Raw genomic sequence first — 23,987 nt, forward strand, 5'->3', positions numbered from 1 at the left:
AGGTTGAAGAATGGAATCAGTTCCAGAAGCAAAAGGCAGTTCGCAGGTTGTTGTTCTCCATACCGCCGATTGGCACCTTGGCCAATCGTTTCTTGGTTACAATCGCGATGTTGAACACTCTGATTTTCTTGAATGGCTGGTCAGTGAGATAAAAGAGCGGCAGCCATCATTGCTTCTCATCGCAGGGGACGTGTTTGACACGATCAATCCGTCTGCGACCGCACAGCGGTTGTACTATAACTTTCTGGCCAATGCTCACGCGGTGTGCAAGCATCTGCAAACTGTGATCATTGCTGGCAATCACGATGCGGGCGCGAGACTGGAGGCTCCTCAGGACTTGCTTGACACGATGCGAATCAGCGTTGTTGGGACGGTCGTTCGTGATGATGAAGGCGAGATCAACCTACGTCGATTATTGATTCCAGTTCGAGACCTGGATGGTAACCTTCAAGCGATAGTGGTTGCCGTTCCATTTCTTCGCCCCTCAGATGTTCCGCTTGTCATTGGGGCTAATGACCCGTACCTGGAAGGCATACACGAGTTGTATCGAAAGGCTAGCGAGCAAGCATGTAAGTACCGTCAAGAGCACGATGCAAGTGTTCCCATAATCGCAATGGGACATCTCCATCTCGATGGCGGTATTGAGTCGAAGGATTCTGAACGTCGACTAATTATAGGAGGGGCCGAAGCTGTCACCATCGAAATGTTTTCCGATGAGTTGGCATACGTTGCCCTTGGCCATTTGCATAAAGCACAAGAATTCCGAGCTGGTCGCATTCGATATAGCGGAAGCCCGCTGCCACTTTCTTTCACCGAAATGCCTTACTCGCATCAGATCATCCAGCTTAAGTTTGATGGACAAAATATGGTGGATTCTGAATGTCTCTTGCTGCCAAGAAGCGTAGAGCTGCACTCCATCCCTGCATCGGGTTATGCACCGATCGGCGATGTACTTAGAGCAATCACAGAGCTGGAACTAGAGGACCAGCCTGTCGCCGAAAAGCAACCCTACTTAGAAGTGCGTGTTCTTGACGATCACCCAGATCCGGCGCGCCGCCGAAACATTGAAAAGGCACTTGAAGGTAAACCGGTTCGACTCGCATCGATCAAAGTCGAGTATCCAAGTCGAACGAAATGCGACGACGATGAAGCGAGCGAGGTGCCTAACCGTGACCTTCGCAGTATCCAGCCAGAGGAAGTCTTCTTGAATACCTATCAGCAGCAGTACGGCAACCAACCAAGTGATGCTCTGATCGCCTGCTTTAGAGAGATAATGCTGCAGGAGGTGCAAAAGCAATGAAGATTTTACGAGTGACCGTCAACAACCTTGCATCCCTTTCGGGACAGCACACCGTTGATTTTACAAAAGAGCCTTTTCGATCGGCCGGACTCTTTTCGATAAGTGGCCCAACCGGCGCTGGGAAGAGCACTCTGCTAGACTCGCTATGTTTAGCTTTGTACGACCAGGTGCCTCGACTTGACGGCATTGGCCGCTCAAATGAGCTTCCAGACGGCGCAAATCAGTCGGATACACGAACACTTCTGAGGCGTGGCGCTAGCTACGGTATGGCCGAAGTGGCATTTGCTGGCCTGAATGGTGACGAATGGACCGCACGCTGGGAAGTTCGCCGCAGTCACGGAAAGAGCGACGGCAAACTGCAACCGGTCGATATGACTCTCTATCGCGGACACATCGCACCGGGTTCAAAAGGCGTCGTCGAAGAAGGTGGAAAGAAAACGCTGGTACAGGAAGCAATCCGAAGCAAGATCGGGCTGTCTTTTGAGCAATTCACGCGAGCAGTCTTGCTCGCGCAAAATGACTTTGCGGCGTTTCTTAAGGCGACCGACAAGGAACGTGCAGAGATACTCCAGGCACTTACGGGTACTCAGCACTATGAAGCCATTTCTCGTGCAGTCTATGAACGCTGCCAGTCTGAGATGCAGGCTGTCACAACTGCTAGGCAGGTCTTGGAGTCCAGTAGTTTTCTATCCGAAAGTGATCGCGCTGATGCGGAAGCAGCCAGCATCCAAGCCTCAACAAATGTCTTAAACCTTTCGAATGACTTGGAGAAGCATTTAGCTCATCGTAAGTGGTTCGACTTGTTAAAAGCCTTAGAAGTAGAGCGAGATGAAGCTCAAAAAAATCTAGAGCGAGCGTCAGCGGCATATAATGAATCCGAAAAGCTTGTTCGCGAGCTTGAGTTGACCGAATTGGTGAAAAGCCAAGCCGGTGAACTGCGGTCAGAACAGAAGCGTGCGTTGGACGGCATGCATAGAGCTGAGCAGCAATTGCAACAAGCCCGCGATCATTTGCAGACCGTTGAGCTAGCGTTTTCAACTGCGAAGGATAAGCGGGACACTGCGCAGCATGCGATCCAGACTGCTAGAGAAGAATCATCTCAACTGCGTAGACAGATCCAGGAGGCTCGAGATCTCGACTCGAAGCTGGTACCGCTAAAGTCTCAAGCGGATGCTGCAGAAGCAAGTTCAGCCGAATTGATTAGGCAAGCAGCGTCCGCCGTCGAGCGATTCGATGCTAAAGTCAATGAGAAGGCGGGGATTGAAGAACAAGTTGCATTGTTGGAGATGGACCATTCGTCCGTTCGGGTTTATCAACCATTCACTGCTGAAGGAAAACTTTGGGCGGAGCGCATTGGGAAAGCGACTCAAATCCAGAATTTGGTCGTGAACCTAAGCCAAGACTTAGATCAGGCCACCGAAGCAGCTGAGGCCGCTCGGTCCAACACCGCCCTGCGTCGCAACGAGTCGGCAGAAGCACTGAAGACCTTAACGCATGCCGAGGACCAGCTAAGGCTGGCACAGAATGCCGTCGCACAAATCGACGTAAGCCAACTTGAGGTCGAACGATCACAGTACAGCAACGATCTTGGGATATTGTCCCAATGGAAGACACAGTTCGTCGAATTCTGCGGTTTGCGGGATATGGTCGTTGAGCTAACCGCGAAATGCGCAAGCCTGAATGAAGAGCAGGCGGTAGAGATTGCTCGGCATTTGGCGATCTCAAATGATGAGCTACCCCAAGCGGAGACCGCGTGGGCGACTGGAATTGCCCAGTTTAATCGCATGCGAGACGCGTTAGATGATGTGGCATTGCGGTTCCGGCATGCGCTCACCGATGGTGAATCATGTCCCGTGTGTGGCTCATTGGATCATCCTTACTCGCACGATGACCCCGGCTATGAATTAGTCGCATTGAAGGTAGCGGAGGAACACGTAAATGAGCTGGGGGCTCAGGTTGAATCGCTTCGATCCCAGAAGAGCGGCCTAAAGGCAGCCTGCGACTTGCGGGCAGTAAGTGCAGAGAAGCTGGCGGATGAGTTGTCGGACCTGCAACTTCGTGTTGCGAACTTTACGTTCGATTCATTAGATCACTCTACTATTGAACATTTGCAAAGCATCCCGCTCGAACAACGATTGGCAGCAGCCAATGAAACGCAAGCGGAAGTCAGCCAGCGAGTGGAAGATATTTCGTCGAAGCTGAAGGCTTACCAATCCTCCGCCGCTGCTCTTGAAAAAAGTAGAGGCAATGTTGATGCACAACGCGAAGTGGTCAATCGATCAGCCCAAGATGTCGCCAAGGCAGAAGAAGAGGAGCGAACTTGTGCTCAAAGGCTTCAGACTGTGGCTTCGGACATTAAGAAAGCGAATGGAGAGTTTCAACGCATCGATACCGAGCTTAAAGAAGTATGGTCAGCTTGGCCAACAGCTCGCGACGAGTATCGTGCTTCTCCCGACGCCTTTGAACAAAACTTCACGGAACGAGTGAACGCTCTCATCAAAGTGCAACAAGATCTTGATCGTTTGAAAACAAATCTACGGATAGTTGAAACGGAGCTGTCGGCCTCCCGAGAGCATCTCGATCGCTCTACTGCTTCGAAAGAACAAGCAGTAGAAAATGCAAGGAAGGCTCTAGAAGACATGAATGCTGTAATGTCGGCGCGTTCCAGCTTGCTGGATGGCAGAGAGGCATCAGCTGTTGAAAAAGAGATCGAGCTGAAACTGAAGGCAGCGGAACAATCATTTGAAGATGCAGCACGAGCCTATGTTGAATACGACAAGGCTCTATCGGTGGCAAAGGAACGGCTTGCGGATTCGGAGAAAATATACGCAACTGCTGCGGGCGAACTAACCTCCGCCAACGAACAAATGGATAAGTGGATAGAGCTGTTTTTCGAAAGAAAAGGCACCCCCATAACATTCGAGGAAATCGACCTCCGATTAGGGCGCGACCAGAACTGGTTTGATAAAGAGCGATCGGAAATAGATCGGCTCAAGCAGGATGTGCAGAAAGCGCAGGGGGCGTTTGAAGTCCATGATGCTCAATTCACGCAGCACCGCAATGAGTGTCCTACTGATCGATCTTTTGAAGACGTAGTCAAGGCCATTGAAGAACTTCAAACGCAGGTGGCCCAAGCGCGATCGACGTCCGAACTCGCTCTCGATAGGCTAAAGCAAGACGATGCGTTGCGCAAAGCCAAAGCCGAGCAACTGATGCGATTGGAACAGCTCGAATCACAAGCTATTCCATGGCGGCAACTTAATGATTTGATCGGTTCAGCCGATGGAGCAAAGTTTCGGATGATTGCGCAGCGCCGCACCCTTGATCTACTTTTGGGTTACTCAAATCATCAATTGATGCAACTTTCGGCTAGATATCGATTAGAAAGATTACCAGAGTCGCTGAACCTGGTAGTCATCGATTGTGAAATGGGAGACGAAGTTCGTTCAGTTCACTCACTCTCTGGCGGCGAGTCTTTTCTGGTGTCCCTGTCGCTCGCTTTAGGCTTGGCATCTCTGACATCTGAACGAGTCAGAGTTGAGTCATTGTTCATTGACGAGGGCTTTGGGAGTCTTGATCCCGAAACATTGAACGTCGCTATGGGGGCTCTCATGCAATTGGAGTCTCAGGGAAGGAAAGTCGGCATTATCTCCCATGTCCAAGAAATGACAGACGCCATTCCTGTTCAGATCCGAATTGAGAAGGGACGTGGTGGGGCATCTCGCGTCGTGATTCCCGGCTCCGAGTCTGTTAGCCGTTCGGACGATAAAGGCGGTATTTCCCGAGTTGACAATCCGGCGGGGGAATCTGTAAGCGGAACTCACACGGATGGCCTTGCTGTGAGAATGATGGCTGTCCTTCAGCGCGAGACCGATGCAGGAAGAACTAAGGTTTCAACCCGAGCTTTGCGCGAGGAACTAGGCTGCTCGCCTTCGGAATTCAAATCGGCTCAGTCGGTCCTTTCGTCTGAAGTGATTCAGGAGGGTCGGTCGTTGCAATTGCGAGTTGAAAGGAATTGACCGTTGTTAACCAGAGCGTTCGTGGGTGAAGAGCGACTATACGCCTTTCGGAAAGGCAGAGGCGTCTGTCCTACATGCGGGGCTCCCGTTATTGCTAAGTGCGGTGTGATTAAGACTCATCATTGGGCACATGAGTCAAGAGACGATTGCGATACGTGGTCCGAAAGTGTCGGCCCTTGGCACCTTGCATGGCAGCAATTAGTCGCCGAGGAGCACGTGGAAGTAACCATTGGCGTACATCGAGCAGACATCGTGGGCAACCACGGTAAAGTTATCGAGCTGCAGCACTCGTCCATTCCGCCGGACGATATTCATGCTCGCGAGAACTACTATGGCGATATGGTTTGGGTCTTTGACGCAACCGGTCGATTTCCGTGTGTACCCAGCGGCGACAAGGTCTTTTTCTCACTTGGAAGCACGAAGCACATCGAGTTTTGTAGGAAGCCAGTCTTCCTCGATTGTGGTAACTACATCGTCGAAGTGGAATCGCTTACGAAGACCTTTGACAAGTTCTCTGGTTACGGACTGCTTCGCGATCAGAGCTGGTTCGCCAATCAGTTTTTGTCAGATGTGATCAGACCTGACAACACGTTAGCAACGCTTTCTTCTGGCCGGCTTGCTGCCGACCGCTGGCAAGGCAAACAGCCATGGAGGCTCACCGACAATCCGTCACGATGGCGAGATCCTGCGACTGGTCGTGTTTACGTTCTTCCTGCTAAAAGCTTGTATCTCCCAATGAACTACAAGTGGAATAGTAGCGAAGGAAGCGTCTGGTCGGATGTCATCCAGGACCATGACAGACTTGCGAACGGCTGGACCGAGTCAGAACTTTCAGACATGAAGAGACTTTTGAACGGGATGCCCATGATCCTCAATGGACGCCTTCGGGTAATGCCGTCACCAGCGAACCAGATGCAAGTAGAGCACACGGTTTCAACAGTACAGCAATGGATTGGCAAGGCCGATGCGCACATGCAAGCGGGTAGAATTCCATTGATCAAGTCAGAGACATTCGAATCGCTGGTCGATCGTGCCAAGAAGCGAGAAATCGAGACCTACGGAAGGCTACTTAAGCCCGAGCTAAAACCCGCCCCTCAGCAAACACTTTTCTAAATGATCGACGGACAACGTACACGTAAACTTGGAGTTGTCCGACGTGGAGCTAGTCCACATCGGCGTGGCGTTTTCGAAGGGTGAGCGATACAGGTCTGCTGAGTTGCGAATAACCCCGAGGCTCTCTGACGACTCTCCAACGCCCTCGGCCCAGGTTATTCGCCAGACCAGCCAACGAGCCATAACCCAGTCGAGAGTAACCAGGCGAGTTTCGCGAGGTGTCGGTTCCACTCAACTCTACCAACCCCGTCAAACTTTGTTTGACCGTGGGGTAAAGTCTTGAAGCCGGCGATGGTGCAATGCACTGTCGCCGGCTTTTTTCGTCTTCCCACGAGTTTTTTGGGGGGGCAAACACACTTTGGTTCAGTGTCCGCGAATCTCTGGCTCTCCAAGTAGAGACTCTCTATCGGACAGTCCCGCCATCTTCCGCGAGAGCTCGTACCCCCAAATCTCACGACTCTCTTGTCTCTCTGACCTCCGGCTTATGTGATTTTCCCACGCCGAGAGACTCTCCAGAGACCACCCCAAAAATGCCGTTTTGGCCTGCAAAGAATCATTCTGTGGGACGTCGTTCGGACAAATTGCATAGATATTCCTGAGAAGCGGTCTGGTCCGGTTCGGTAGGTTGGTCGTTCCATATTTCCGCCGGTGTAGCCGCCGTCGTCATAGTGTTCCGGCAAGCATACCCAGCCCTCGGCTTCTTGGCTCTTGATGTAACATTCGGCGGATTCGCGTTGTGCATCCAGCGTATTAAACTCTTGCTCAAGTCCTTCTTCGGTCGACTTACGAGTATAGATCGCGCAGTTGAGTGGTCGTTGATTGGTTGTTGTCTTCACGATGCGGCCTCTGTTTTACCAAGCTTGAAGAATTGACATCCGTTGATGTTCTTTGGACCCGTCACGATGCGAGCAATCGATGTGAGCGTCTTGTACTGTTCACCTTCATATTCGAACGAGTTAGGGAACACTCGCACTTGGATGCTGCGCCCCTTGTAGTTCTTCATCAGCACCGTGCCGGCAACAGGCAATCGGCTATCCGCTGGCGGCATGATGATGGTTGTGGCTGTTTCGAAGGTCGCTTCAACTGGTCGTGTTCGGATCTTTGGGGCAGAAGTTCGAATGTCGGACGATTGGGCGATCTCCATCGCAAGCCTGCGAGCTCGTTCGGAGACGTCGCCTTCTTCGTTGGCTTGGAGTTTCCAAGCGATGCGTTTGATGAGCCATTGTTTGTTGCGAGCCTTGGTGTCTTCGCCGAAGACCTCGCGGTATCGCTCGCAAAGAGCGCCGACCGAGAGTCGCTCCATGCTTGCGACTTCCTTGGAGATGTTGAGTACCATTGGTTCTCCGTTTTGAGCAAGTGACCTAGAGACCGTTAACCGGATTGGTCACAGAGAGCCCTGGCTTGGAAGAAACCTCAATCGCACCTTCGACGTATTCCGCAGAGAATTGTGGCTGGCGCTGGCCGCGATCGACTTTGCGTTTGGCTAGATAGCGCAGGACACCGTCTGACAGCAGCGAGACAAGCTCGGCTCGCATTTCTTCGGGCGACATTCTCTCAACGCTTCTCGGTGGCGACATGGGTAGCTCCTACGTGGGGATAGATTGGATCGACCGGGGAAAGACGGACGATTTCGGACGCAACAAAGATGTGCGCCTCTATCTGTAGGGTTACACGCAAAGAGTTGGATCGGACGAAGCGGCGGGGCGAGATTTCTGCAGTTAGTCACGAGAACGGAACGTTACTTAGTTCGTGTCCGAAACACTCAGCTATAGCAGACGTCTAGAACTTTGACGCAAACAGGATTTTCAAGCTTTCGAAAGCACTCGTTTATTTGCTATACTTTTGGAGGGAGGCTGTGCCTTGGCTTCCTTCTAAATCTTGAAAATAGCCTTGGCGATTACCTCCCTTTTTTCATACACGATGGCAAATTTATTTCCAAACTCGGTTCGAGAACTGCTCTTATCGCGATGCTCTCTGGTATCGCTTTCAATGGGAAATGGCGGTAGTGGAGACGACTTAGTCCGAGCCGCCGAACTCGAGTTGGCCGAGTTAGGCTATGTCGTTTCTGACAGCTTGCGACATAGACTTGCAACTTGTTCTCCCATGGGGCTACGGGAATTCCTTACGTGGACGGTTCCGGTACTACTTGCAAAGGTTGGGGCTGACCGAAAGCATGTGCCGTTGTTTCGGAATTTCCCTCAAGGTGTCCCCAGCGATACAGAAGAACTGTGGTGGCGGAAAGTCCTTGTTCATTTCCTTCAGTCTGATGATCAGCCATGCTTGTTTTGTGGACAAGTTGGCACGACCCATGTTTTGCAGCCTTGCAAGCATGTTGTTTGTAGCAACTGCTTTGACGGCTCAAACTACAGCGCATGTCCGTCGTGCGAACATCACGTCGACATGTCAAATCCATTCTTTACTACAACACGAATTCAAGAACAGCCAAAAGAAACGATAACGTTCAAACGAATCGATTTGGCCGAGGATCAAGATTCAGCCGCGCAGAATCTTTTTGCGTCGCTGTGCAATCGCACCCAGGCCATGTCACCAGTTGATCGTGAAGCACTTGGGACCATAGTCCGCGAATACGGTTCGTCAGTTCTAAATTGGATCCCCGACTCGTTTCCTGTGCGTGAAAACATCGCATTGGTCTTCGGAAAATTAATTCTGCAAAGCCAAATTGATGAGGTAATGCCGATTGCTAAACGCTACTTCAAAACAGCAACGGACATTCTTCGTTTCATTGCGGTCGCGTCAGGTACAGATGGGTCTTTGCAGCCAGAGACGGTTGTCAGAACGATTGATGCTGCAGAAAAGAACCAAGGCTTTTGGGATCAGTTGTTGCAACGATTGGAGCTATCCGCCATTCGTAATCTGCCGCCTAATACCAACGTCAAATTCCGCCTGAACCGCTTCAAAGTAGTCAAGCTTTCACGTCCGTTGCGACGTTTCCTACTTGAAATGATGAATGGCTTTTCAAGAACGAATCTCATTGAGGATATGTTGAGGCACCGTTCGTATTGGGTGTGGGTTGGCGAGTTCCTACATCCTCATGAGTATGCGAAACGATATCCACTGACTGCCGAAGCGTTTGAAGTCGTCCGCAAACGAACCCCGGACGGAAAACAAACTCCGAAGTATAGTACTTGGAACGGACAGCTTGAAGAGTCACTGGCCAAGCGTCGTGGAGACAGGGTACTTCAACTTTTGTGTGAGCGTCCAGGAGTGTTTGCTCGGCGACTGGACCATGCGCTTCGCACCGCTGACGATTCCGGCCAACTCGCGCAAATTGCCGACGCTTTTATAAGTCGAATTCAAAGCTTTGCAACGCCAGTACTGCTTACCCTGGCAAGCCACTTGCCTTTGAGAACCAAGCGGTCGTCCCAACGAGTTTATTGGCCGAAGACCAAGGTTGGATTAGGGGTTTTTGACAGCGACAAGCGTCCAACGCTTCAGGAAGACACTGTCCGTTTGGTTTGTGATGCAATCGACGAAGAATTGCTAAGTCGATTTGGCAAGGCAACTGGATTCGAGCATGCAATCATCGATAGAGAACTTGAGAACGTAGTCGTACCGTTTAATGAGCGTACAGCGAGTGTATCCGCAACATCTCTTCCGCGAGGGTCCAAGGTCGCTGTTTCAATCGACAAGACATTGCGTATGTTTCTGCATTGGTGTCAGCCAAAAACCGAAAGCAGCACAACGGATCTCGATCTTTCGGTTGCGTTGTATGACCAGCAATGGAAGTACCTGGGGGTCTGCTCGTACTACCAACTAAAGTTGGTTTCAAATGCTGGAAGGTTAGTCGCGGTGAGTGCTGGCGATTTACGTGATGCCCCATGGCCAGATGGAGCTACCGAATTCGTCGATCTCAAGTGCGATGCTGCGAAAGGAATAGGCGCTAAATACGCGGTTATGGTGGTTAACAACGATTATGGTATGCCATTTAGTCAATTGGAACGCGGTTTTGCAGGTTTAATGCTTCGCGATGACGATAGCGGTCAACACTTTGACCCACGAACTGTGAAGCTGAAGTTCGCATTGGCTGGAGAGAATGGCACATTTATGCCATTGGTATTGGACCTCGAAGAACAGTGCATGCATTGGCTAGACGTTCAGTCGAAGGGGCAATTGCAGATGAACAATGTTGCGAATTCGAATTCTGATATTACAAAAATCTGCCCAGGCTTGATCAGCTATTTCCGAAGTGGTGCGAGATCGTCCATGTATGAACTTGGATTGCTGCACGCAGCTGCACGGTGCAAAAAGGTCACGATTCGTGGAGCTAGAACAACTTCACTATTACGCGGCGATGACGAGTCGTGCGTATCTTTCCTGAAACGGTTGAGATCTAGCGAAGTTGCGACCACCGAGCAGATTCAGGTGTTTGAGAACCCTGTGCTTGGTTTCCTTTTTAATGGCGATATTGACTTGCCGATTTCTAGCAGTGTCTATGCTGTGTTTGCAGAGACAACTCGCTCCGCCCTATCGGCCAGTGATCTGCTGGCGTTCTAAGGTGCCTCCAGATTCCTGCGTCTCAGGAATACGGTGGGCCGAGTCGACGAAAACCATGGCAAAGCACGATCGCCAAAAAGATGAGATTCCGAAGGACCACAGCAATCGGATTCGCGCTTGGTACACGAGAGGCATGTGGACTCGGCCAATCCTGTGACAGAGCCGTCCCAAGCGATTCCATCCATCTGACGCTTCTTGGCCATTCCCAAATGCCGCTGATCAACTCGGTAGGAATGCCTTCCTTACCGACGCGTGCTCCGACGATGCCGCCAACGATCGCAGCGGTCGTATCTGCATCACCACCACATTCAATTGCTGCGGTCACCGCCTTTTGAAAGTCGTTCGGAAAAGAAAGCCAACAATGAATGGCAACTGGCACTGTGTGATAGGTGTACCCCGAAATACCGCGACCAAGTCCAAGTGCATTCGCGTAGGTCAAAGTCGGTTCGTTCTGCGCGACAGATGCACTAGCTGACCGCAGCATTTCAATCAAATCGGCAGCTTCGCTGGGCAAGGCTTGTGAAACGAGTTCTAGCCATCGTTCCGCATTGACACTGTCATGCTGTGAAGACTCGCGAGCGGCGAGTGCAACTGCGACAGCTCCAAATTCGGCTTTGGGATCAGTATGCGTTAGACGGGATGAGGCTCGAACGTATTCGAGTAACTTTGGAATATCGTCAATCGTCGCACCGAAAATTGCAGCTCGCATGGCGGGACCGTTGCCTGCAGAATAGACCCCGGACTTCGACGGTCGGATGCCAAACCAAAGCTTGATACAACTTCGAGCCGTGGCTTTTCCAACGCCGGCAGGCAGAGCCAAAATCCACCAACGCAATCGTGATGCAAATCGTCTGGTGAACGTGTCAACATTATCGCCGGATTCGATCAGAGACTGTGACACCATGCATGTAAGCTCGGTATCGTCCGAGACCATGCCACGCCCGAACACGAATCGATATCGTTCTGGCGGCCCCAGTAACTTGCGGGCACGACTTGGCGACATTCCTTCATAGGGCAAGCCAAGGGCATCACCCACAGCGGTTCCTAAGATGCATCCAATGATTGTCTTCTCATTTACCATTAACCTATTTGCCTCCCACAGCTTGATCCTAGATTTCGTACGGCCTCAATTCTAGCGACTTACTAACCGAGACAGCCTTTCGCCTCTGGATATCCTGAAATCCAACGATCGAACAGCACTCTGTTCGTAGTTTGGCGATCCTCTGTCCAGTCGAACGGCTTTGGGCAGGCGACCGATTGATCCGTCCTCGAATCGGAGATTAACTACGGAACAGCCGAGAGCCAGGTTAACGCGCTAGTTGCCCAGCGTTTGCCCAACGTATTGCGAACACTTAGCTCCGAAGCCAATCTCGACGAACCAACAATTCACAATGTTAAGCGTCGAAACAAGCGGGCAGGAACCGCTCGAGACCGTCTCCAACTCACTTGCAGACACTGTGTTAATCAAAACCGGGAGCGGAAACGGAGATCTTGAGAGTTCTCAGTGAAGATCTGGGGTGCCGGAGGGGACGGCTCGCGTTTCTGTCGTTGCCCGCTCCCCGGGCGCAACCCTCTTCGTAACAATACTCACTTTTGCGATTCGCGCTACAGGATTGAAGAACAAGAATTTAGGTGAGTTCGAGACCCGTTCGGTCGGACTTGCAGCGTGAAACGAGTTCGAATCTTTTTCTCGAACTCGTTTCACTCGCAGACTCAATGCGAGATACGAACCCTGGAGTTAACAGAATAAGGTTCGAACAGAGTAGTTTTGGGTGGTCACGAGTGTTGATGACGGCCCCTCCGCAACTATTCTAGAGATAGTCTTCGGTGTGCAAAAAGTGCGATCCACCCATGATTTCCATTGGTTTATGCATTTCGAGATGGCTAGCTTCCGCAACGTCTACACGTCACTTCTACTTGTCATCTCTCGCTCCACCGAGAAGGAACTCGCGCGCCAAGTGAGCTACCTCAAGGCGGAAAACCAGATCCTTCGCAGTCGCTTGCCCGATCGCATTAGTCTAGCGACTACCGTAGTAAAAATGATGACTTGAGGTGCGTCTACGAGCCGAGCTTCCAACGAGACTGCGGCGATTTGGCGAAGCTGCTGAGAACTACCAACGCGCAATCGGACTGACTTCCGATCCAGCCGTAAGAAGCTTTTTGAAGGAAAGATCCAAACTAAATGGAACCATCTGAAGTAATCGTAAACACCGATCAATGTTAGTAGAATCGTCCTCCGTGATGCCGAACGCCATTCAAGTATTAATGAGTAAGTGGAATCCGTTGCGAAGTCACGGCAGATAAGGCCAATAAGTGAGGCGGTCCTGGTGATGCGCGACAAAGCGAACGTCGCCATCTTGAGAGACAACGATCGCAATCGTATCGGGCAAGCCAGTGACCAACCGATATGCTGAGCGGTGACGAGTGCCGGAAGCGTCGGCTCGCTCATGGAAGGTCTCGTGAGCTTCGAGGTCTTTGGCGCGATGGATTGTGTGCACAGGAGTGTCACCAAGTATTTCGGCACCGAATCCTATCAATCGAAAGTTGCGGTCAAGAACTAAAGCACCATCTACGCTCATTAAGTCGGCAAGGAAATGCCCAAAGTCGATGAGCGACTCTTCGAGTTCTGCTAGTTCCGGATCTCGCATCCTTCGATAATCGCGATAGGTAACCTTCTGAAGCCCTTGTAAGTGACCGATTTGCCTAGCAAGATGGATCACACGTAACATCAGGCGTCGAAAACGCTGCGTTGAGTCGTCTTCGATGAATCGAACCCGAAATCGCAACCAGCGACTAATACCTGGATTGCGAAGGGCTTCATCGGACAAATACACCAACATTCCACCATGCTGACGATTGCGGACCAATCTCAGCGTTCGACGGACCACGCTTTGGGCTAAGTCACGCACGAAATCGTCGCACATTTTTGTTGATGCATGGTCCAAGTCGGCGACTTCACGATCGATGATCTCCATCAACTCGGTCCGCACATGGCCGAATCGTTGGGGAAGCCATTTAGCGCGGAAGGGATCAAAACCCTCAGTCAAAATACGGCCGCCCGACGACTCGAGAATTCTTGAATATCCTGAGCTGGCGATCAAATGGCCCGGACCAAGGCAGTGCAGCACCAAGTTGGGTGGTAGTTCGCCCGCTTGTTCAGTGGAAGAATCCACTCGGTTGACCCAATCCGTGCCGGTTGTGACAATACCCCAGATAACTGAATTGCCTTGCGCATCAAATTGCACTGCCAACAGCGATCGGTAGTATCCCGCAGCGGCGGCAAGTTTGCGGATCTGATGGGGCGACAGCTCGCAGGGTTCGTCAAATCGCATTACATGAAGCGGACTAGCTCCATTGTGCAGTTCACGTTCAAAGACGCTTGGCTCGCCTACGACAATCCGACAAAGAATGGGTTCGGTTTCTTCACGTAGCAAACTCGCTTGATACATGGCATCCATCAAATGCGCGATATCTTCCTTCGCTGGGAGAATATGAATATGTTGTGGATATGCAGTGGCCCAACGCTGGCAAACTGCTTCAGCGATTTCAGAAGGATAGTTAGATGGAGTTCGGCTCATAGTTCACCTTTTTATTGCAAACTGAGCATTCGGTGAACGCAGGATACAGCCAGCGATCCATCTCCGACTGCAAAGCCGCAACGTTTAGTGGTTCCAGCACGCACGTCACCGGCAGCAAGAATGCCAGGTACTGTTGTCTCCAAATCGCAGGGGACTCGGTCAAGCGTCCAGTGAGAACGCAGCTTGGCATCGCTCATGAAAGTAGAACCGGTCAGTATGAAGCCCTTGTCATCGAGCAGCACTTGTTCAGGCAACCACTCGGTATGAGGTGTTGCTCCAATAAAGATGAAGAGGCCACAGCATTCGATGGTCGCCTTCTCACCTGTGGCATAATTGACAGTCTTGACCGATTGAACCGTCCTTTCTCCCTCAATGGATATCACTTCGGTATTCGGAACGACTTGAATTTTGGGATGAGAATTGACGCGAGCTGACAAGTAAGATGACATTCCCTTCGAGAGATCGGGGCCACGGATCAACATGAACACATACTTCGCCTTAGTAGCTAGAAACATCGCCGCCTGCCCCGCCGAATTCCCACCGCCAACCACGACTGCGGTTGCCCCTTCACAAACGCGGCCTTCGACCGAGGTGGCTGCATAGTAAACACCCGATCCTTCTAGTCTCGTGCAACCAGGTAGATCAAGCTGTCGATAGCTGACTCCACTGGCAATCATCACCACGCGTGCTCGAGCTGTTTGTCCGGTACACAATTTCAAATGATGCTCACCAGACGCATGCTGCTGGAGTGACTGCACAGTGATCGGAGCGATGAATTGCGTTCCGAATTTAAGAGCTTGTAAGTAGCCACGATTGGCCAGCTCACTACCACTTAGACCTGTTGGAAATCCTATGAAGTTCTCAATCTTCGAGCTACTGCCGGCTTGACCACCGGGACCAACACTGTCGATGACCAGCGTTTGAATCCCTTCGGAAGAGGCGTACACAGCGGCCGCCAACCCGGCTGGCCCCGAACCTACGATGACCAAATCGAAAAGCTGCTGATCCACATTGCGATTGATGCCGATGCAGGTCGCAAGTTTTGGAAGCGTTGGATCGCCGATCGTCGAGCCATTGCAACGAACAACAGGCAGCTCCAATTGCTCCGCTCCCAATCGTTGAAGCTGCTGCTGGCCATCGTTGGTATCCGCTTCAAAGAATGAATACGGGACATGGTTCTTGTAAAGGAATTCGCGGAGTCGCGTTGTCGCTGGCGTGTTCGTAGTTCCAACGACTCGAACGCCGACAAAAGGAAGGTCGGCCAACAACGTTCGTCGCAGTTGAAATGCGTCCAATAGCATGTCGCTGACTGTCGGGCATTGACCAAGTAACTTTCTCAACTGATCTGCCGACAAGCGATAGGCCTCGACCGGTTCTGTCGCAACCGCCACGAATAGCGATGAGCGCCCCGTCAGCATGTCGACATCACCAACAAATTCGCGCGTACCATGATTGGCGATAAGCCGCTCACCATCGCAATCGCGTTCAACGATCTTGACATTGCCCGATCGAATCACAAAAAACGGATAGTCTTTTTGACCATGGGATACCAACTCTTCACCGGTTGCGAACTGAGCCAGCTCGGCAACACCCGATATGGTCGCAAGCTGCTGATTGTCGAACTTTGGGAAAGCTTTGAGATGGATTGCGTCGGTCTGGGACATTGTTGTTCTCTAGTTCATTTGCTACGAGCTCTTACCAGTTGAGCTCCAAAGGTCCGCCAAACTTCCGCATTTCCGCGAAGAATCGACCGTTGGGGCCACCATGAGGCAGTGTCGCTAGATACAGAGCCGTCTCTGCACCTTCCTCGGCGGTGAACGGTGCGTCGGGTCCACCCATGTCTGTCTTTAGCCAACCCGGCGAATAGGCGTTAATTAGAATATCAGAACCTCGAAGCTCCTTGGCAACAAGTGCAACAATGCCGTTCAGAGCAATCTTTGAAACGCGGTAGGATATCGCTGCTGGATAGTAGTCCGACGGAATGGAATTGAGCGAGGCCATCTCGGTCGAGACATTGACGATCCGTCCATAACCATTCTTTTGCATTAACGGAACGACCGCCTGGATCATCGATAGGACCGCTGTTGCGTTCGTCTGCATTGTTTCGGCAAACGTACTTGGATTCACGGTCAGAAAGCTAGACTCACTTGCCCCATAACTTGGATTGATCCCAGCATTGTTCACCAAGACGTCGAGTCTTCCGAACTGTTTTTCAATTTTCTCAACTGCTGGTTTGATACTGGATACAGATGTGACATCTAGCTCGACAGCGCTCGCGTCGATACCGAGAGCCGACAGCCGCTTCTTGGATTCTTCCACTTTGGAAAAATCGCGACCGGAAAGAATCACCTTCATTCCCTTCTCTTGGCCAAGTCGAGTGGCAATGGCGAGTCCAAGTCCTTTCTTACTTCCCGTAATCAATGCTATTTGCATATTCTCATTCCTATCTGCACTTTAGGGAATCTCATCAATCAAGTCGAGGATTGATCTTGCCACGAAAAAGGCCCTTCGGGAAATTGGAGGTTACCACACCAAACCAATCATCCACAAAGGGCCAAGGATGGCTAAGCGTAAACACTCCGGCAGACCTCCACAAGCTCAACATGCTGCGAAATCCACGTCGTCTCAACACGACAAACGGCAGAGGTTGGTTACGGCCAATCCGAATCGTCAATCCACTGAAGCTGCCAGCGTGCCACTGCTGGGCGGTATAGCCACACTCACTACCGCCATGAGCAGCTTGCTGGACAAGCGAATCGCGTTCCGGCTGCCGATTGTTGTTGCCGGAGCTTTGCTGGCCGGAGGTCGCCGGACGGCCGCCAGTTGGTTTCGATGTGCGGGTGTCAAAGACGATTGGGATCGCTTTTATGAACTGCTTCAATCCGTCGGCAAGAACGCCGCTGCGTTGGCGTTTGCGGTTCTTGGGGTAATCCTCAGAAAGTTTGATCCTGGTGAAAAAGGTTACTGGACGATGGCCATCGACGATTCGCCAACCAGACGATTTGGGCCATGCGTGGAGGCGGCCAACATTCACCACAATCCGACTCCTGGCCCGGGTGATGGAGACTGGCTCTACGGACACAACTGGGTCTGCTTGGCGATGCTGATAAGCCGTCCGCTGTTTGGCATAATCGCGCTGCCCATATTGTCGATGTTGTACGTTCGCGAAGTTGACATCACCAAGCTGAAACAGCGATATGAATGGGAATTTCGCACTAAACACGAACTCGCCTTGGAGCTCTGCCGAAAAGTGATGCGGACCCTTAGAGCCCTGGGAAGCAAGGCTGGGTTCATCGTCGTGTTCGACGGAGCGTATGCAGCGATGGTGTTGATCCGACCGCTGATTGCCGAAGGGGCGATCATAGTGACGAGGCTGCGTAGTGACGCCAAGCTGTTTGAGCTTCCCGTGAACAAAACCGGACAGCGTGGTCGGCCTCGCAAATACGGCAAGAACCGTATCAGCCTCAAAAAGCGAGCGACTAATCGTCGAGGTTGGAAAACGATTAGCTACTGTTGTCGCGGCGTTATGGTCGAGCGTCGCTACAAGACATTTTTGGCGACAAGCCAAGTTGTGGGTGGGACAGTTCGAGTGGTACTGCTGGAATACACCAGGGGTAATTGGGCGGCGTACGTTAGCACTGACGCTTTGATGAGCGTCGAGATGATTCTGAAGACAGCGTCGGATCGGTGGGCGATCGAAGAGCATTTTCATGACGTCAAAGAAATCTGGGGTGCAGGTGAGCAACAAGTTCGTAACGTGTGGTCGAGCATTGGCTGCTGGAACCTGTGCGGATGGTTGTATACACTGGTTGAATTGGAGTGTTGGGATCACACGAGTGAACAACTGGTGGACCGAAGCGATCGTCCATGGGACAATCCAACTCGCCGTCCTTCGCACAATGACCGCCGGCGAGGAATAGCCCGGAAAATGCTGCGCGAAGTATTTTTGAGAGATCTCCAATCTGCCGCCGATCCATCAAAAATACGCGACCGATTCGAAAGACTCTTGGCCCTAGCGGCATAAGCCTAGCACGCTATTCCAACAATCCCCTAAAGTGCAGTTCCTATAAAACTACTATGAAAATCAATCCCCACTTAGCAAAATTTGATCGGGCACAACTTATCGTTGCAGAACAAGCCGGTACCGAGGCGAACCATTGCGCAGCATTTCAAACGCTTCATTGATATCGCTCATCGCATAAACTTCTGTGACGGGTTCAATCTTGTGACGGGCTGCAAAGTCGAGCATCTTGCGAGTCGTAGCAATGCTGCCCGAGGGTGACGATGCGAGGGATTTTTGTCCCAAGAGCATCGGAAAAACAGTCGCTTCAACCTTTGGAGCCGCACCCACTGTATGTAATGTCCCTTTCGGAGCCAACGTGCTTGATGAGCAGCAAATCCATGAGCGGTGGTCATATTCGTCTCCGTAAACGTTGAACTTGAAGTCGAGCCTCAATGATCATAGAGACTATACAATCTATTGGATAGGTACTAACCTAAAGGTGCGTGCATGTCTGATTCGTGACTGTTAAGACTGAATTAATTTGATGGCCAAAACTTCTTTTCGCTGTGGCATCGAAGCCTCTTTGGCGGTGATCGGCGGCAAATGGAAATCCATTATTCTGTGGCATCTAGAGGATCCGCGACGTTTCAGCGAATTGAAGCGACGCGTGACCGGCATCAGTGAAAAGATGCTCATCCAACAACTCCGCGACCTTGAGCATGATGGCATCGTCGCGAGGAAGGATTACCAAGAAGTTCCGCCGAAAGTCGAATACTCGCTCACACCATTTGGACGTTCAGTGAAAGAGGCTCTTGCTCCACTTTGTGACTGGGGCAAGAAGCACATGAAGCGTATCGAGAAGTTGCAGGAATCGTGAGGAAGTTCGAAACGCTTCCGTGCTCACGCGACGGGTTGCTTCCCTCTCCCCGTACAGAACGCTCTCTGCAAAGAGTCTCTGAGAGATTCTTCAAAAAATGCCTTTCTGGCAATGTTTTACGGATTTCGTGCTTGGTTCGGTGGGGCGACTTAGCGAACTAGATGCTCACGAACGGCATTCGATGTCGGTTAACAGAAGAATGCTGACTAGCGGTTTTTCTTCGCTTCGAAAAGCGAACCACGCTTTGGGTTAACAGCTAGAGACACCGTGAACGCTGGCTGTGACTTTGCCGGTTGCTTCGGTTGTTTTTCGACTCGATCGACGAATGGCAGACGGCAAACCCAATTTGGGATCGCCCGATTCAAAGCTTCGTTTAGGTTCATCGGCTGAGCGGGGTACAAAAACCTCGCCACTCCGATTTTCCCGAGTCTTGCAAGGATTTCGCAGCTCCGATGGCAGCCATCATTCACCCGCTTCTGACACTGCTCGCTTCGCTGACTCGTCAGGAGCTAGCCCGCCAAGTCACCTACCTCAAAGCGGAGAATCAAATCCTTAGGAGTAAGTTACCTAAACGGATCGAGCTAAGCAATCAGGAGCGTCGCCGGCTCGTAAAGCACGGCAAGAGTCTCGGAGCGCGGATCAAAGACTTGATCTCGATCGTCAGCTATTCAACGTTCCGCAAGTGGGTGCGGAACGTTGAGGACGCGCCGGATAAGCGGCCCAAGGCAAAGGACGCTAAGCCTGGCCGGCCACGCGTCGAGGAGAGCATCAGCGAAGCGATCATTCGCATTAGAAAGGAGACCGGCTGGGGATACACCAAGATCGTTCAGGCGATGCGCAGGCTGGGCCATAATATCTCCCGCCAAACCGTTAAGAATGTGCTGGTCGACGCTGGCCTCGGTCCTCAGCCGAATGACACCCCCGATACCTGGTCAGAGTTCCTCAAGCGGCACGCCGACACCATGTGGCAATGCGACTTCGCCTGCAAGCGGAAATGGACGATTAAGGGGATGGTCGATTTGTATTTCCTGGTCTTCATCCACATCGGCACTCGGCGGATCTGGGTCTCGCCGTGCACGGCAAATCCGACGGGCGATTGGACAGCCCAGCAAGCCCGCAACTTCGATATGTTCCTGCAGGACGAGAACCTGCCCTGCACGATCCTGCAACGTGACCAGGACACAAAGTATGTTCAAGCGTTCGACGACGTATTCACAGGCGGTGGCCGCACCATCAAGAAAACGCCGATCAAGTCACCGAACCTGCAGGCGTTCGTCGAACGCGTCATTCAGACGCTCAAGCACGAGGTCTTAAACGGCTTTTGCGTCGTCAGCGAGCAGCACTTGAATCACATCCTAAGAATCGGGGCCGACTGGTACAACAAACGACGCGGCCATTCAGGTCGCGATAACTTGCCGCCCGTTCGAGACGATGGCGATCCGCCAGTTGTCGATTTGACGAAGCACAAGCTGGTCTGCCACACCGAGCTCGGTGGTCACCTAAAGTCATACCGCGCCGCGGCGTGACTAACGGGTCGCTGAAAGCGTTCATGGGATATTAGTACCACCAGTTTCCTAGATTTCCGAGACTTGGTCACTAGTAGTTGTTTGCTCGGGCCATGATGGCTCGGATTCCCGCTTCCATTTTGGTGCGAGCAGAGACGTTGGCGGAATGAACCGACATCTTCGGCGGCACGAATCCGTGCAACGCAACTTGCACTTCAATCCAAAGCACAACATCGTATCCGGTACCACGCTCGTCATCACCAAGATCGTGGTCCAAGCTAATCTCAGTCACCCGCCCAGACTTTAACAACTCGACCGCCTCGCTGGGCCAATACACTCGCGTCCAGCCCTCAGGCGTCGCTCTTTCATCATCTAAATAGACTTTCATCTTGAGCCATTCTGCTTACAGCTATTCGTAGTAGGAGGTCACGACCGGTTGCTTGGTATAGTTTGGGCCCGCGGAATCGTCCGCTCCGCGAAACTTGAAGGGAATGATCAGTTCCCTGTGGCCAGTGCGTTTCAACAAGTGCTTTGCCGGCAGGAATTCGAATCCCTCATCGCGAAGGAAACGCAAAACATTGCGTTGTCCCTTGCCTGCCTCTGACAGACACATATTGGCAACGTCTAGGTTCGCTACGAAACGGCCATCGCTAACCAGCCAAGAAGCCGCAAGTCCTATCGCTTTCAGCTTATCGCCAAGATAGTGAAGCCCATGCACACAAGTGATTAAGTCAAATTGCTCGGTCGGCTGGTAATCAAAAACAGAACACTGCAATAGCTGCAGATTGATCGATTTGTTGGGCAAGAACATTCCCACCAAATCAACACCAATGATATTTACCGATCCACCGCCGATACTCTCGCACGCTATCGCGGCTTGAATCAGAGCCTTACCGCTTCCACAGCACAGATCGAGCCAGCGAACGGTACTCTGTCTCGCCAATCGTCCTTGCAACCATTCCAGTGGATCAAATCCCAATTCCACATCGTAACCATTGGAGCCACGAAGATCCCTCTCACGATTCATGGTGCAATTGGCAACGACTGGCGAGTCTTCAAGCTCATCGGCATTCAACAGTCGATTGTTGTTCATGTTTTAGTTGGCCGAACCGCCAAGTATCCGGAAAATGCTGCCCTACGCGTGCCTACGTTGAAGCTGGGCGGAAGCGATCACGAAGTTGGTAAATTCGATCGTGCAAGACCTGGATCTCATATTGGATTAATGAGTCATTCCTTTGCTTCGCCCACTCGCCCGCTGTCAGGTATTTTTCGTTTGGACGCGAGTATGGGTTTCTTTGTTCCCAGGCATGAACCCACTGATGCAAATCAGAATTTCGGGCTTCCAAAAGAGCCGAGCGGCACTCGGTCGTTGCTTCTTGATCTGTAGTCTCATCTAAAACTGACTTCAGTTCAGTGTGACACCATGGCAAATCGATGATCGCCAGTGCCGATGCGATCTGAATTCGATTATGCGGAATGGTCGATCGGAGAGCACGACGAACGAGAATTAGCGCGCAAGGCAAGTTGAATTCCATGGCAAGAATCGCGGCATCGCTCAAACCGTGTGATTGTATCTTTAAGAATGAATTCTGCAGGTTTGCGTTTGATTTCAAATTCAGCAATAACTCGGCGACAGTACTCCAAATGTAGGGCGCTGGCACGGTACCATTGGGATCAACTCTACTTGATAGCTCAGTAAGGTTGTCTGCATACGCCGCAGCGAGCTGTTTCTCTTTGATAATCTGAACAACTCGCGACATTCTGCGGTCGGCCGGCCCCGCAAGTACTCTCTGCAATTCGTTGTCGAGCTCTGGATAGTCACAGTCTGCAAGGGCCTGCAACGCGTTGACCTCCAGATTTTGATCGCTATTTCGGCAGAATTGAAGCAACCTTTGACGCCGAGCAATCGTGCAATCATCTGCTCGTGCTTTCTCGCTTTTCAGCATGAACCAATCGGAGACAGCTGTAGCAATCAGCGACTTAACGCGGTCAAGATGCCATCGCGGTTCAAATTCATCGAGCACTTCACAATATGGTCGCCAGTCGAACGCCAACTTGAATACACGATCTGTTTCGTGCCGAACAAGCAATCCTAGCTCTTCTAATTCGGCAAACCCGAGCTCAACAGTCTCTGCAGTTGGATAAAGCTCTCGAACCCGACCCTCAACAAAAGTTGGCTGAGACAGGGACTCAAGATAGTTAACATAGAAGTATGGCGTGATCCAATCAGCGGTCTCGTCGAGAAAATCAACGTCGAGATACTCTCCGCTCAATCGATTGGTCATGGCACAACCTCTTCCATGAAAACGATACTCCCACTCCGTATCACGCGGCACTAAGCCTACCGTTGGACCATCTGGATGGCCCAATGAACCTCGATGAGCAAGTTCATTTGCATCTCCGCCGACCCGAAACTGCATACTCTCAAGCACAAACTGCTGCCGATCGCGGTGAAGCACTAAGCTCAATAGTAGCCAAACGGACCAGGGGGATAGCGAGATGGGATCGCTACGTTCGTTTGGTGAGCGTGTATCGGGGACCGCCAATGAGTCCTTGGCGATTCTAAGTCGACTTAGTATGTGATCGGACAGGCGAATGTTCATTTGCTACTTCTTGTATCGGACAACGACGATTCTACCAGAGTAATCCTCCATGCCGAGCTGATCGATCATTAGCTTCTCAACCTTCGCAATCGAGCCGCCCCCTGTACCTGCACCGATGAGCGGAAAGGCAACAGAGGCAAACGAGTGTTCTCGGGCAATTCGAATTGCATTTCGACAGGACTCACGAATCGAATACTCTGATGCTCGCCACCACATGCTAATTCCAGCCACGTGGATGATACCCTTGAAAGGCAGCCGACCAGCGTTGGTCAAGACCGCTCCGCCAAGTGGAATCGGTCCATGCTTGGCCACCTCGCGAAATGGCTGATAACCCGCGCGCTTCTTGATCGCACCTGAAACACCTTGCGGTAGCAAGAGCCACCACGGAATGATATTGCGATTCCAGGCGTTGACGATTACCTCGACGTCCTGATTGAGCAAATCACCAGTGGTTACTTCTACTTCTGCCATTTA

The 23,987-nt window shown here is 51.6% G+C and carries 20 protein-coding genes; 8 read left to right on the plus strand and 12 right to left on the minus strand.

The window, feature by feature from the left end:
- The first annotated feature begins 10 nt into the window (after nucleotides 1-10).
- From SH302x_RS12300 to SH302x_RS12310, 3 genes are read left to right on the plus strand one after another with little or no spacing between them, the layout of a single operon-like run.
- On the plus strand, nucleotides 11-1,300 hold the full coding sequence (locus SH302x_RS12300; RefSeq protein WP_479368982.1) for an exonuclease SbcCD subunit D: 1,290 nt from the start codon (nucleotides 11-13) through the stop codon (nucleotides 1,298-1,300).
- Nucleotides 1,297-5,319, plus strand: coding sequence for an AAA family ATPase (locus tag SH302x_RS12305; RefSeq protein WP_479368983.1), 4,023 nt, complete (start codon nucleotides 1,297-1,299; stop codon nucleotides 5,317-5,319). The genes SH302x_RS12300 and SH302x_RS12305 overlap by 4 nt, the downstream gene beginning before the upstream one ends.
- 21 nt (nucleotides 5,320-5,340) lie before the next feature.
- Nucleotides 5,341-6,432: a competence protein CoiA gene (locus tag SH302x_RS12310; protein WP_479369267.1), complete on the plus strand. Its 1,092-nt coding sequence runs from the start codon at nucleotides 5,341-5,343 to the stop codon at nucleotides 6,430-6,432.
- Between the two features lie 482 nt (nucleotides 6,433-6,914).
- On the opposite strand, the gene SH302x_RS12315 is transcribed toward SH302x_RS12310, so the two are convergent.
- The 3 genes from SH302x_RS12315 to SH302x_RS12325 are packed head-to-tail and all read right to left on the minus strand — an operon-like array spanning nucleotide 6,915 to nucleotide 8,009.
- Nucleotides 6,915-7,268, minus strand: a complete 354-nt coding sequence (locus SH302x_RS12315; RefSeq protein ID WP_479368984.1) for a hypothetical protein — start codon at nucleotides 7,266-7,268, stop codon at nucleotides 6,915-6,917.
- Nucleotides 7,265-7,768: a DUF2924 domain-containing protein gene (locus SH302x_RS12320; RefSeq protein ID WP_479368985.1), complete on the minus strand. Its 504-nt coding sequence runs from the start codon at nucleotides 7,766-7,768 to the stop codon at nucleotides 7,265-7,267. The genes SH302x_RS12315 and SH302x_RS12320 overlap by 4 nt, the downstream gene beginning before the upstream one ends.
- 25 nt (nucleotides 7,769-7,793) lie before the next feature.
- Nucleotides 7,794-8,009: a hypothetical protein gene (locus tag SH302x_RS12325; RefSeq protein ID WP_479368986.1), complete on the minus strand. Its 216-nt coding sequence runs from the start codon at nucleotides 8,007-8,009 to the stop codon at nucleotides 7,794-7,796.
- Nucleotides 8,010-8,352: 343 nt separating this feature from the next.
- Between SH302x_RS12325 and SH302x_RS12330 the strand changes: the two genes are divergently transcribed.
- Complete coding sequence (locus SH302x_RS12330; RefSeq protein ID WP_479368987.1) at nucleotides 8,353-10,947, plus strand: MXAN_6230/SCO0854 family RING domain-containing protein; 2,595 nt, start codon at nucleotides 8,353-8,355, stop codon at nucleotides 10,945-10,947.
- Nucleotides 10,948-10,969: 22 nt separating this feature from the next.
- On the opposite strand, the gene SH302x_RS12335 is transcribed toward SH302x_RS12330, so the two are convergent.
- A complete protein-coding gene (locus SH302x_RS12335; RefSeq protein ID WP_479368988.1) occupies nucleotides 10,970-12,028 on the minus strand; it encodes an ADP-ribosylglycohydrolase family protein in 1,059 nt (352 codons plus the stop codon).
- A gap of 799 nt (nucleotides 12,029-12,827) precedes the next feature.
- On the opposite strand from SH302x_RS12335, the gene SH302x_RS12340 reads away from it, so the two are divergent.
- A complete protein-coding gene (locus SH302x_RS12340; RefSeq protein ID WP_479368989.1) occupies nucleotides 12,828-12,998 on the plus strand; it encodes a hypothetical protein in 171 nt (56 codons plus the stop codon).
- 240 nt (nucleotides 12,999-13,238) lie between these two features.
- On the opposite strand, the gene SH302x_RS12345 is transcribed toward SH302x_RS12340, so the two are convergent.
- From SH302x_RS12345 to SH302x_RS12355, 3 genes are read right to left on the minus strand one after another with little or no spacing between them, the layout of a single operon-like run.
- On the minus strand, nucleotides 13,239-14,525 hold the full coding sequence (locus SH302x_RS12345) for a putative sensor domain DACNV-containing protein (RefSeq protein ID WP_479368990.1): 1,287 nt from the start codon (nucleotides 14,523-14,525) through the stop codon (nucleotides 13,239-13,241).
- Between the two features lie 11 nt (nucleotides 14,526-14,536).
- Nucleotides 14,537-16,189 carry an FAD-dependent oxidoreductase gene (locus tag SH302x_RS12350; protein ID WP_479368991.1) on the minus strand — a complete coding sequence of 551 codons (1,653 nt, stop codon included), beginning with the start codon at nucleotides 16,187-16,189 and terminating at the stop codon, nucleotides 14,537-14,539.
- Between the two features lie 31 nt (nucleotides 16,190-16,220).
- Complete coding sequence (locus SH302x_RS12355) at nucleotides 16,221-16,958, minus strand: SDR family NAD(P)-dependent oxidoreductase (RefSeq protein ID WP_479368992.1); 738 nt, start codon at nucleotides 16,956-16,958, stop codon at nucleotides 16,221-16,223.
- A 127-nt stretch (nucleotides 16,959-17,085) separates the two neighbouring features.
- Between SH302x_RS12355 and SH302x_RS12360 the strand changes: the two genes are divergently transcribed.
- Complete coding sequence (locus tag SH302x_RS12360) at nucleotides 17,086-18,549, plus strand: IS701 family transposase (RefSeq protein WP_479363345.1); 1,464 nt, start codon at nucleotides 17,086-17,088, stop codon at nucleotides 18,547-18,549.
- 96 nt (nucleotides 18,550-18,645) lie between these two features.
- On the opposite strand, the gene SH302x_RS12365 is transcribed toward SH302x_RS12360, so the two are convergent.
- Nucleotides 18,646-18,981, minus strand: coding sequence for an MDR/zinc-dependent alcohol dehydrogenase-like family protein (locus SH302x_RS12365; protein ID WP_479368993.1), 336 nt, complete (start codon nucleotides 18,979-18,981; stop codon nucleotides 18,646-18,648).
- Nucleotides 18,982-19,072: 91 nt separating this feature from the next.
- On the opposite strand from SH302x_RS12365, the gene SH302x_RS12370 reads away from it, so the two are divergent.
- Together SH302x_RS12370 and SH302x_RS12375 are read left to right on the plus strand one after the other, a co-directional pair.
- Nucleotides 19,073-19,405, plus strand: coding sequence for a winged helix-turn-helix transcriptional regulator (locus SH302x_RS12370; RefSeq protein WP_479368994.1), 333 nt, complete (start codon nucleotides 19,073-19,075; stop codon nucleotides 19,403-19,405).
- 452 nt (nucleotides 19,406-19,857) lie between these two features.
- Nucleotides 19,858-20,931, plus strand: coding sequence for an integrase core domain-containing protein (locus SH302x_RS12375; protein WP_479368995.1), 1,074 nt, complete (start codon nucleotides 19,858-19,860; stop codon nucleotides 20,929-20,931).
- A gap of 70 nt (nucleotides 20,932-21,001) precedes the next feature.
- Here SH302x_RS12375 and SH302x_RS12380 read toward each other — a convergent pair whose 3' ends face one another.
- From SH302x_RS12380 to SH302x_RS12395, 4 genes are read right to left on the minus strand one after another with little or no spacing between them, the layout of a single operon-like run.
- Complete coding sequence (locus tag SH302x_RS12380; protein ID WP_479368996.1) at nucleotides 21,002-21,298, minus strand: cyclic-phosphate processing receiver domain-containing protein; 297 nt, start codon at nucleotides 21,296-21,298, stop codon at nucleotides 21,002-21,004.
- Nucleotides 21,299-21,319: 21 nt separating this feature from the next.
- A complete protein-coding gene (locus SH302x_RS12385) occupies nucleotides 21,320-22,003 on the minus strand; it encodes a class I SAM-dependent methyltransferase (RefSeq protein ID WP_479368997.1) in 684 nt (227 codons plus the stop codon).
- A gap of 52 nt (nucleotides 22,004-22,055) precedes the next feature.
- A complete protein-coding gene (locus tag SH302x_RS12390; protein WP_479368998.1) occupies nucleotides 22,056-23,513 on the minus strand; it encodes a DUF6896 domain-containing protein in 1,458 nt (485 codons plus the stop codon).
- Nucleotides 23,514-23,516: 3 nt separating this feature from the next.
- Complete coding sequence (locus tag SH302x_RS12395; protein WP_479368999.1) at nucleotides 23,517-23,984, minus strand: macro domain-containing protein; 468 nt, start codon at nucleotides 23,982-23,984, stop codon at nucleotides 23,517-23,519.
- Between the last annotated feature and the right edge of the window lie 3 nt (nucleotides 23,985-23,987).

The organism is Njordella calcicola, assembly GCF_056494125.1.

Coding starts and splice junctions, on each gene's coding strand:
- SH302x_RS12320 (WP_479368985.1), bottom strand. CDS start 7,768: ATGGTACTCAACATCTCCAAGGAAGTCGCAAGCATGGAGCGACTCTCG.
- SH302x_RS12305 (WP_479368983.1), top strand. CDS start 1,297: ATGAAGATTTTACGAGTGACCGTCAACAACCTTGCATCCCTTTCGGGA.
- SH302x_RS12375 (WP_479368995.1), top strand. CDS start 19,858: ATGGCAGCCATCATTCACCCGCTTCTGACACTGCTCGCTTCGCTGACT.
- SH302x_RS12300 (WP_479368982.1), top strand. CDS start 11: ATGGAATCAGTTCCAGAAGCAAAAGGCAGTTCGCAGGTTGTTGTTCTC.
- SH302x_RS12350 (WP_479368991.1), bottom strand. CDS start 16,189: ATGTCCCAGACCGACGCAATCCATCTCAAAGCTTTCCCAAAGTTCGAC.
- SH302x_RS12335 (WP_479368988.1), bottom strand. CDS start 12,028: ATGGTAAATGAGAAGACAATCATTGGATGCATCTTAGGAACCGCTGTG.
- SH302x_RS12325 (WP_479368986.1), bottom strand. CDS start 8,009: ATGTCGCCACCGAGAAGCGTTGAGAGAATGTCGCCCGAAGAAATGCGA.
- SH302x_RS12360 (WP_479363345.1), top strand. CDS start 17,086: ATGGCTAAGCGTAAACACTCCGGCAGACCTCCACAAGCTCAACATGCT.
- SH302x_RS12380 (WP_479368996.1), bottom strand. CDS start 21,298: ATGAAAGTCTATTTAGATGATGAAAGAGCGACGCCTGAGGGCTGGACG.
- SH302x_RS12340 (WP_479368989.1), top strand. CDS start 12,828: ATGGCTAGCTTCCGCAACGTCTACACGTCACTTCTACTTGTCATCTCT.
- SH302x_RS12355 (WP_479368992.1), bottom strand. CDS start 16,958: ATGCAAATAGCATTGATTACGGGAAGTAAGAAAGGACTTGGACTCGCC.
- SH302x_RS12370 (WP_479368994.1), top strand. CDS start 19,073: ATGGCCAAAACTTCTTTTCGCTGTGGCATCGAAGCCTCTTTGGCGGTG.
- SH302x_RS12390 (WP_479368998.1), bottom strand. CDS start 23,513: ATGAACATTCGCCTGTCCGATCACATACTAAGTCGACTTAGAATCGCC.
- SH302x_RS12330 (WP_479368987.1), top strand. CDS start 8,353: ATGGCAAATTTATTTCCAAACTCGGTTCGAGAACTGCTCTTATCGCGA.
- SH302x_RS12345 (WP_479368990.1), bottom strand. CDS start 14,525: ATGAGCCGAACTCCATCTAACTATCCTTCTGAAATCGCTGAAGCAGTT.
- SH302x_RS12395 (WP_479368999.1), bottom strand. CDS start 23,984: ATGGCAGAAGTAGAAGTAACCACTGGTGATTTGCTCAATCAGGACGTC.
- SH302x_RS12385 (WP_479368997.1), bottom strand. CDS start 22,003: ATGAACAACAATCGACTGTTGAATGCCGATGAGCTTGAAGACTCGCCA.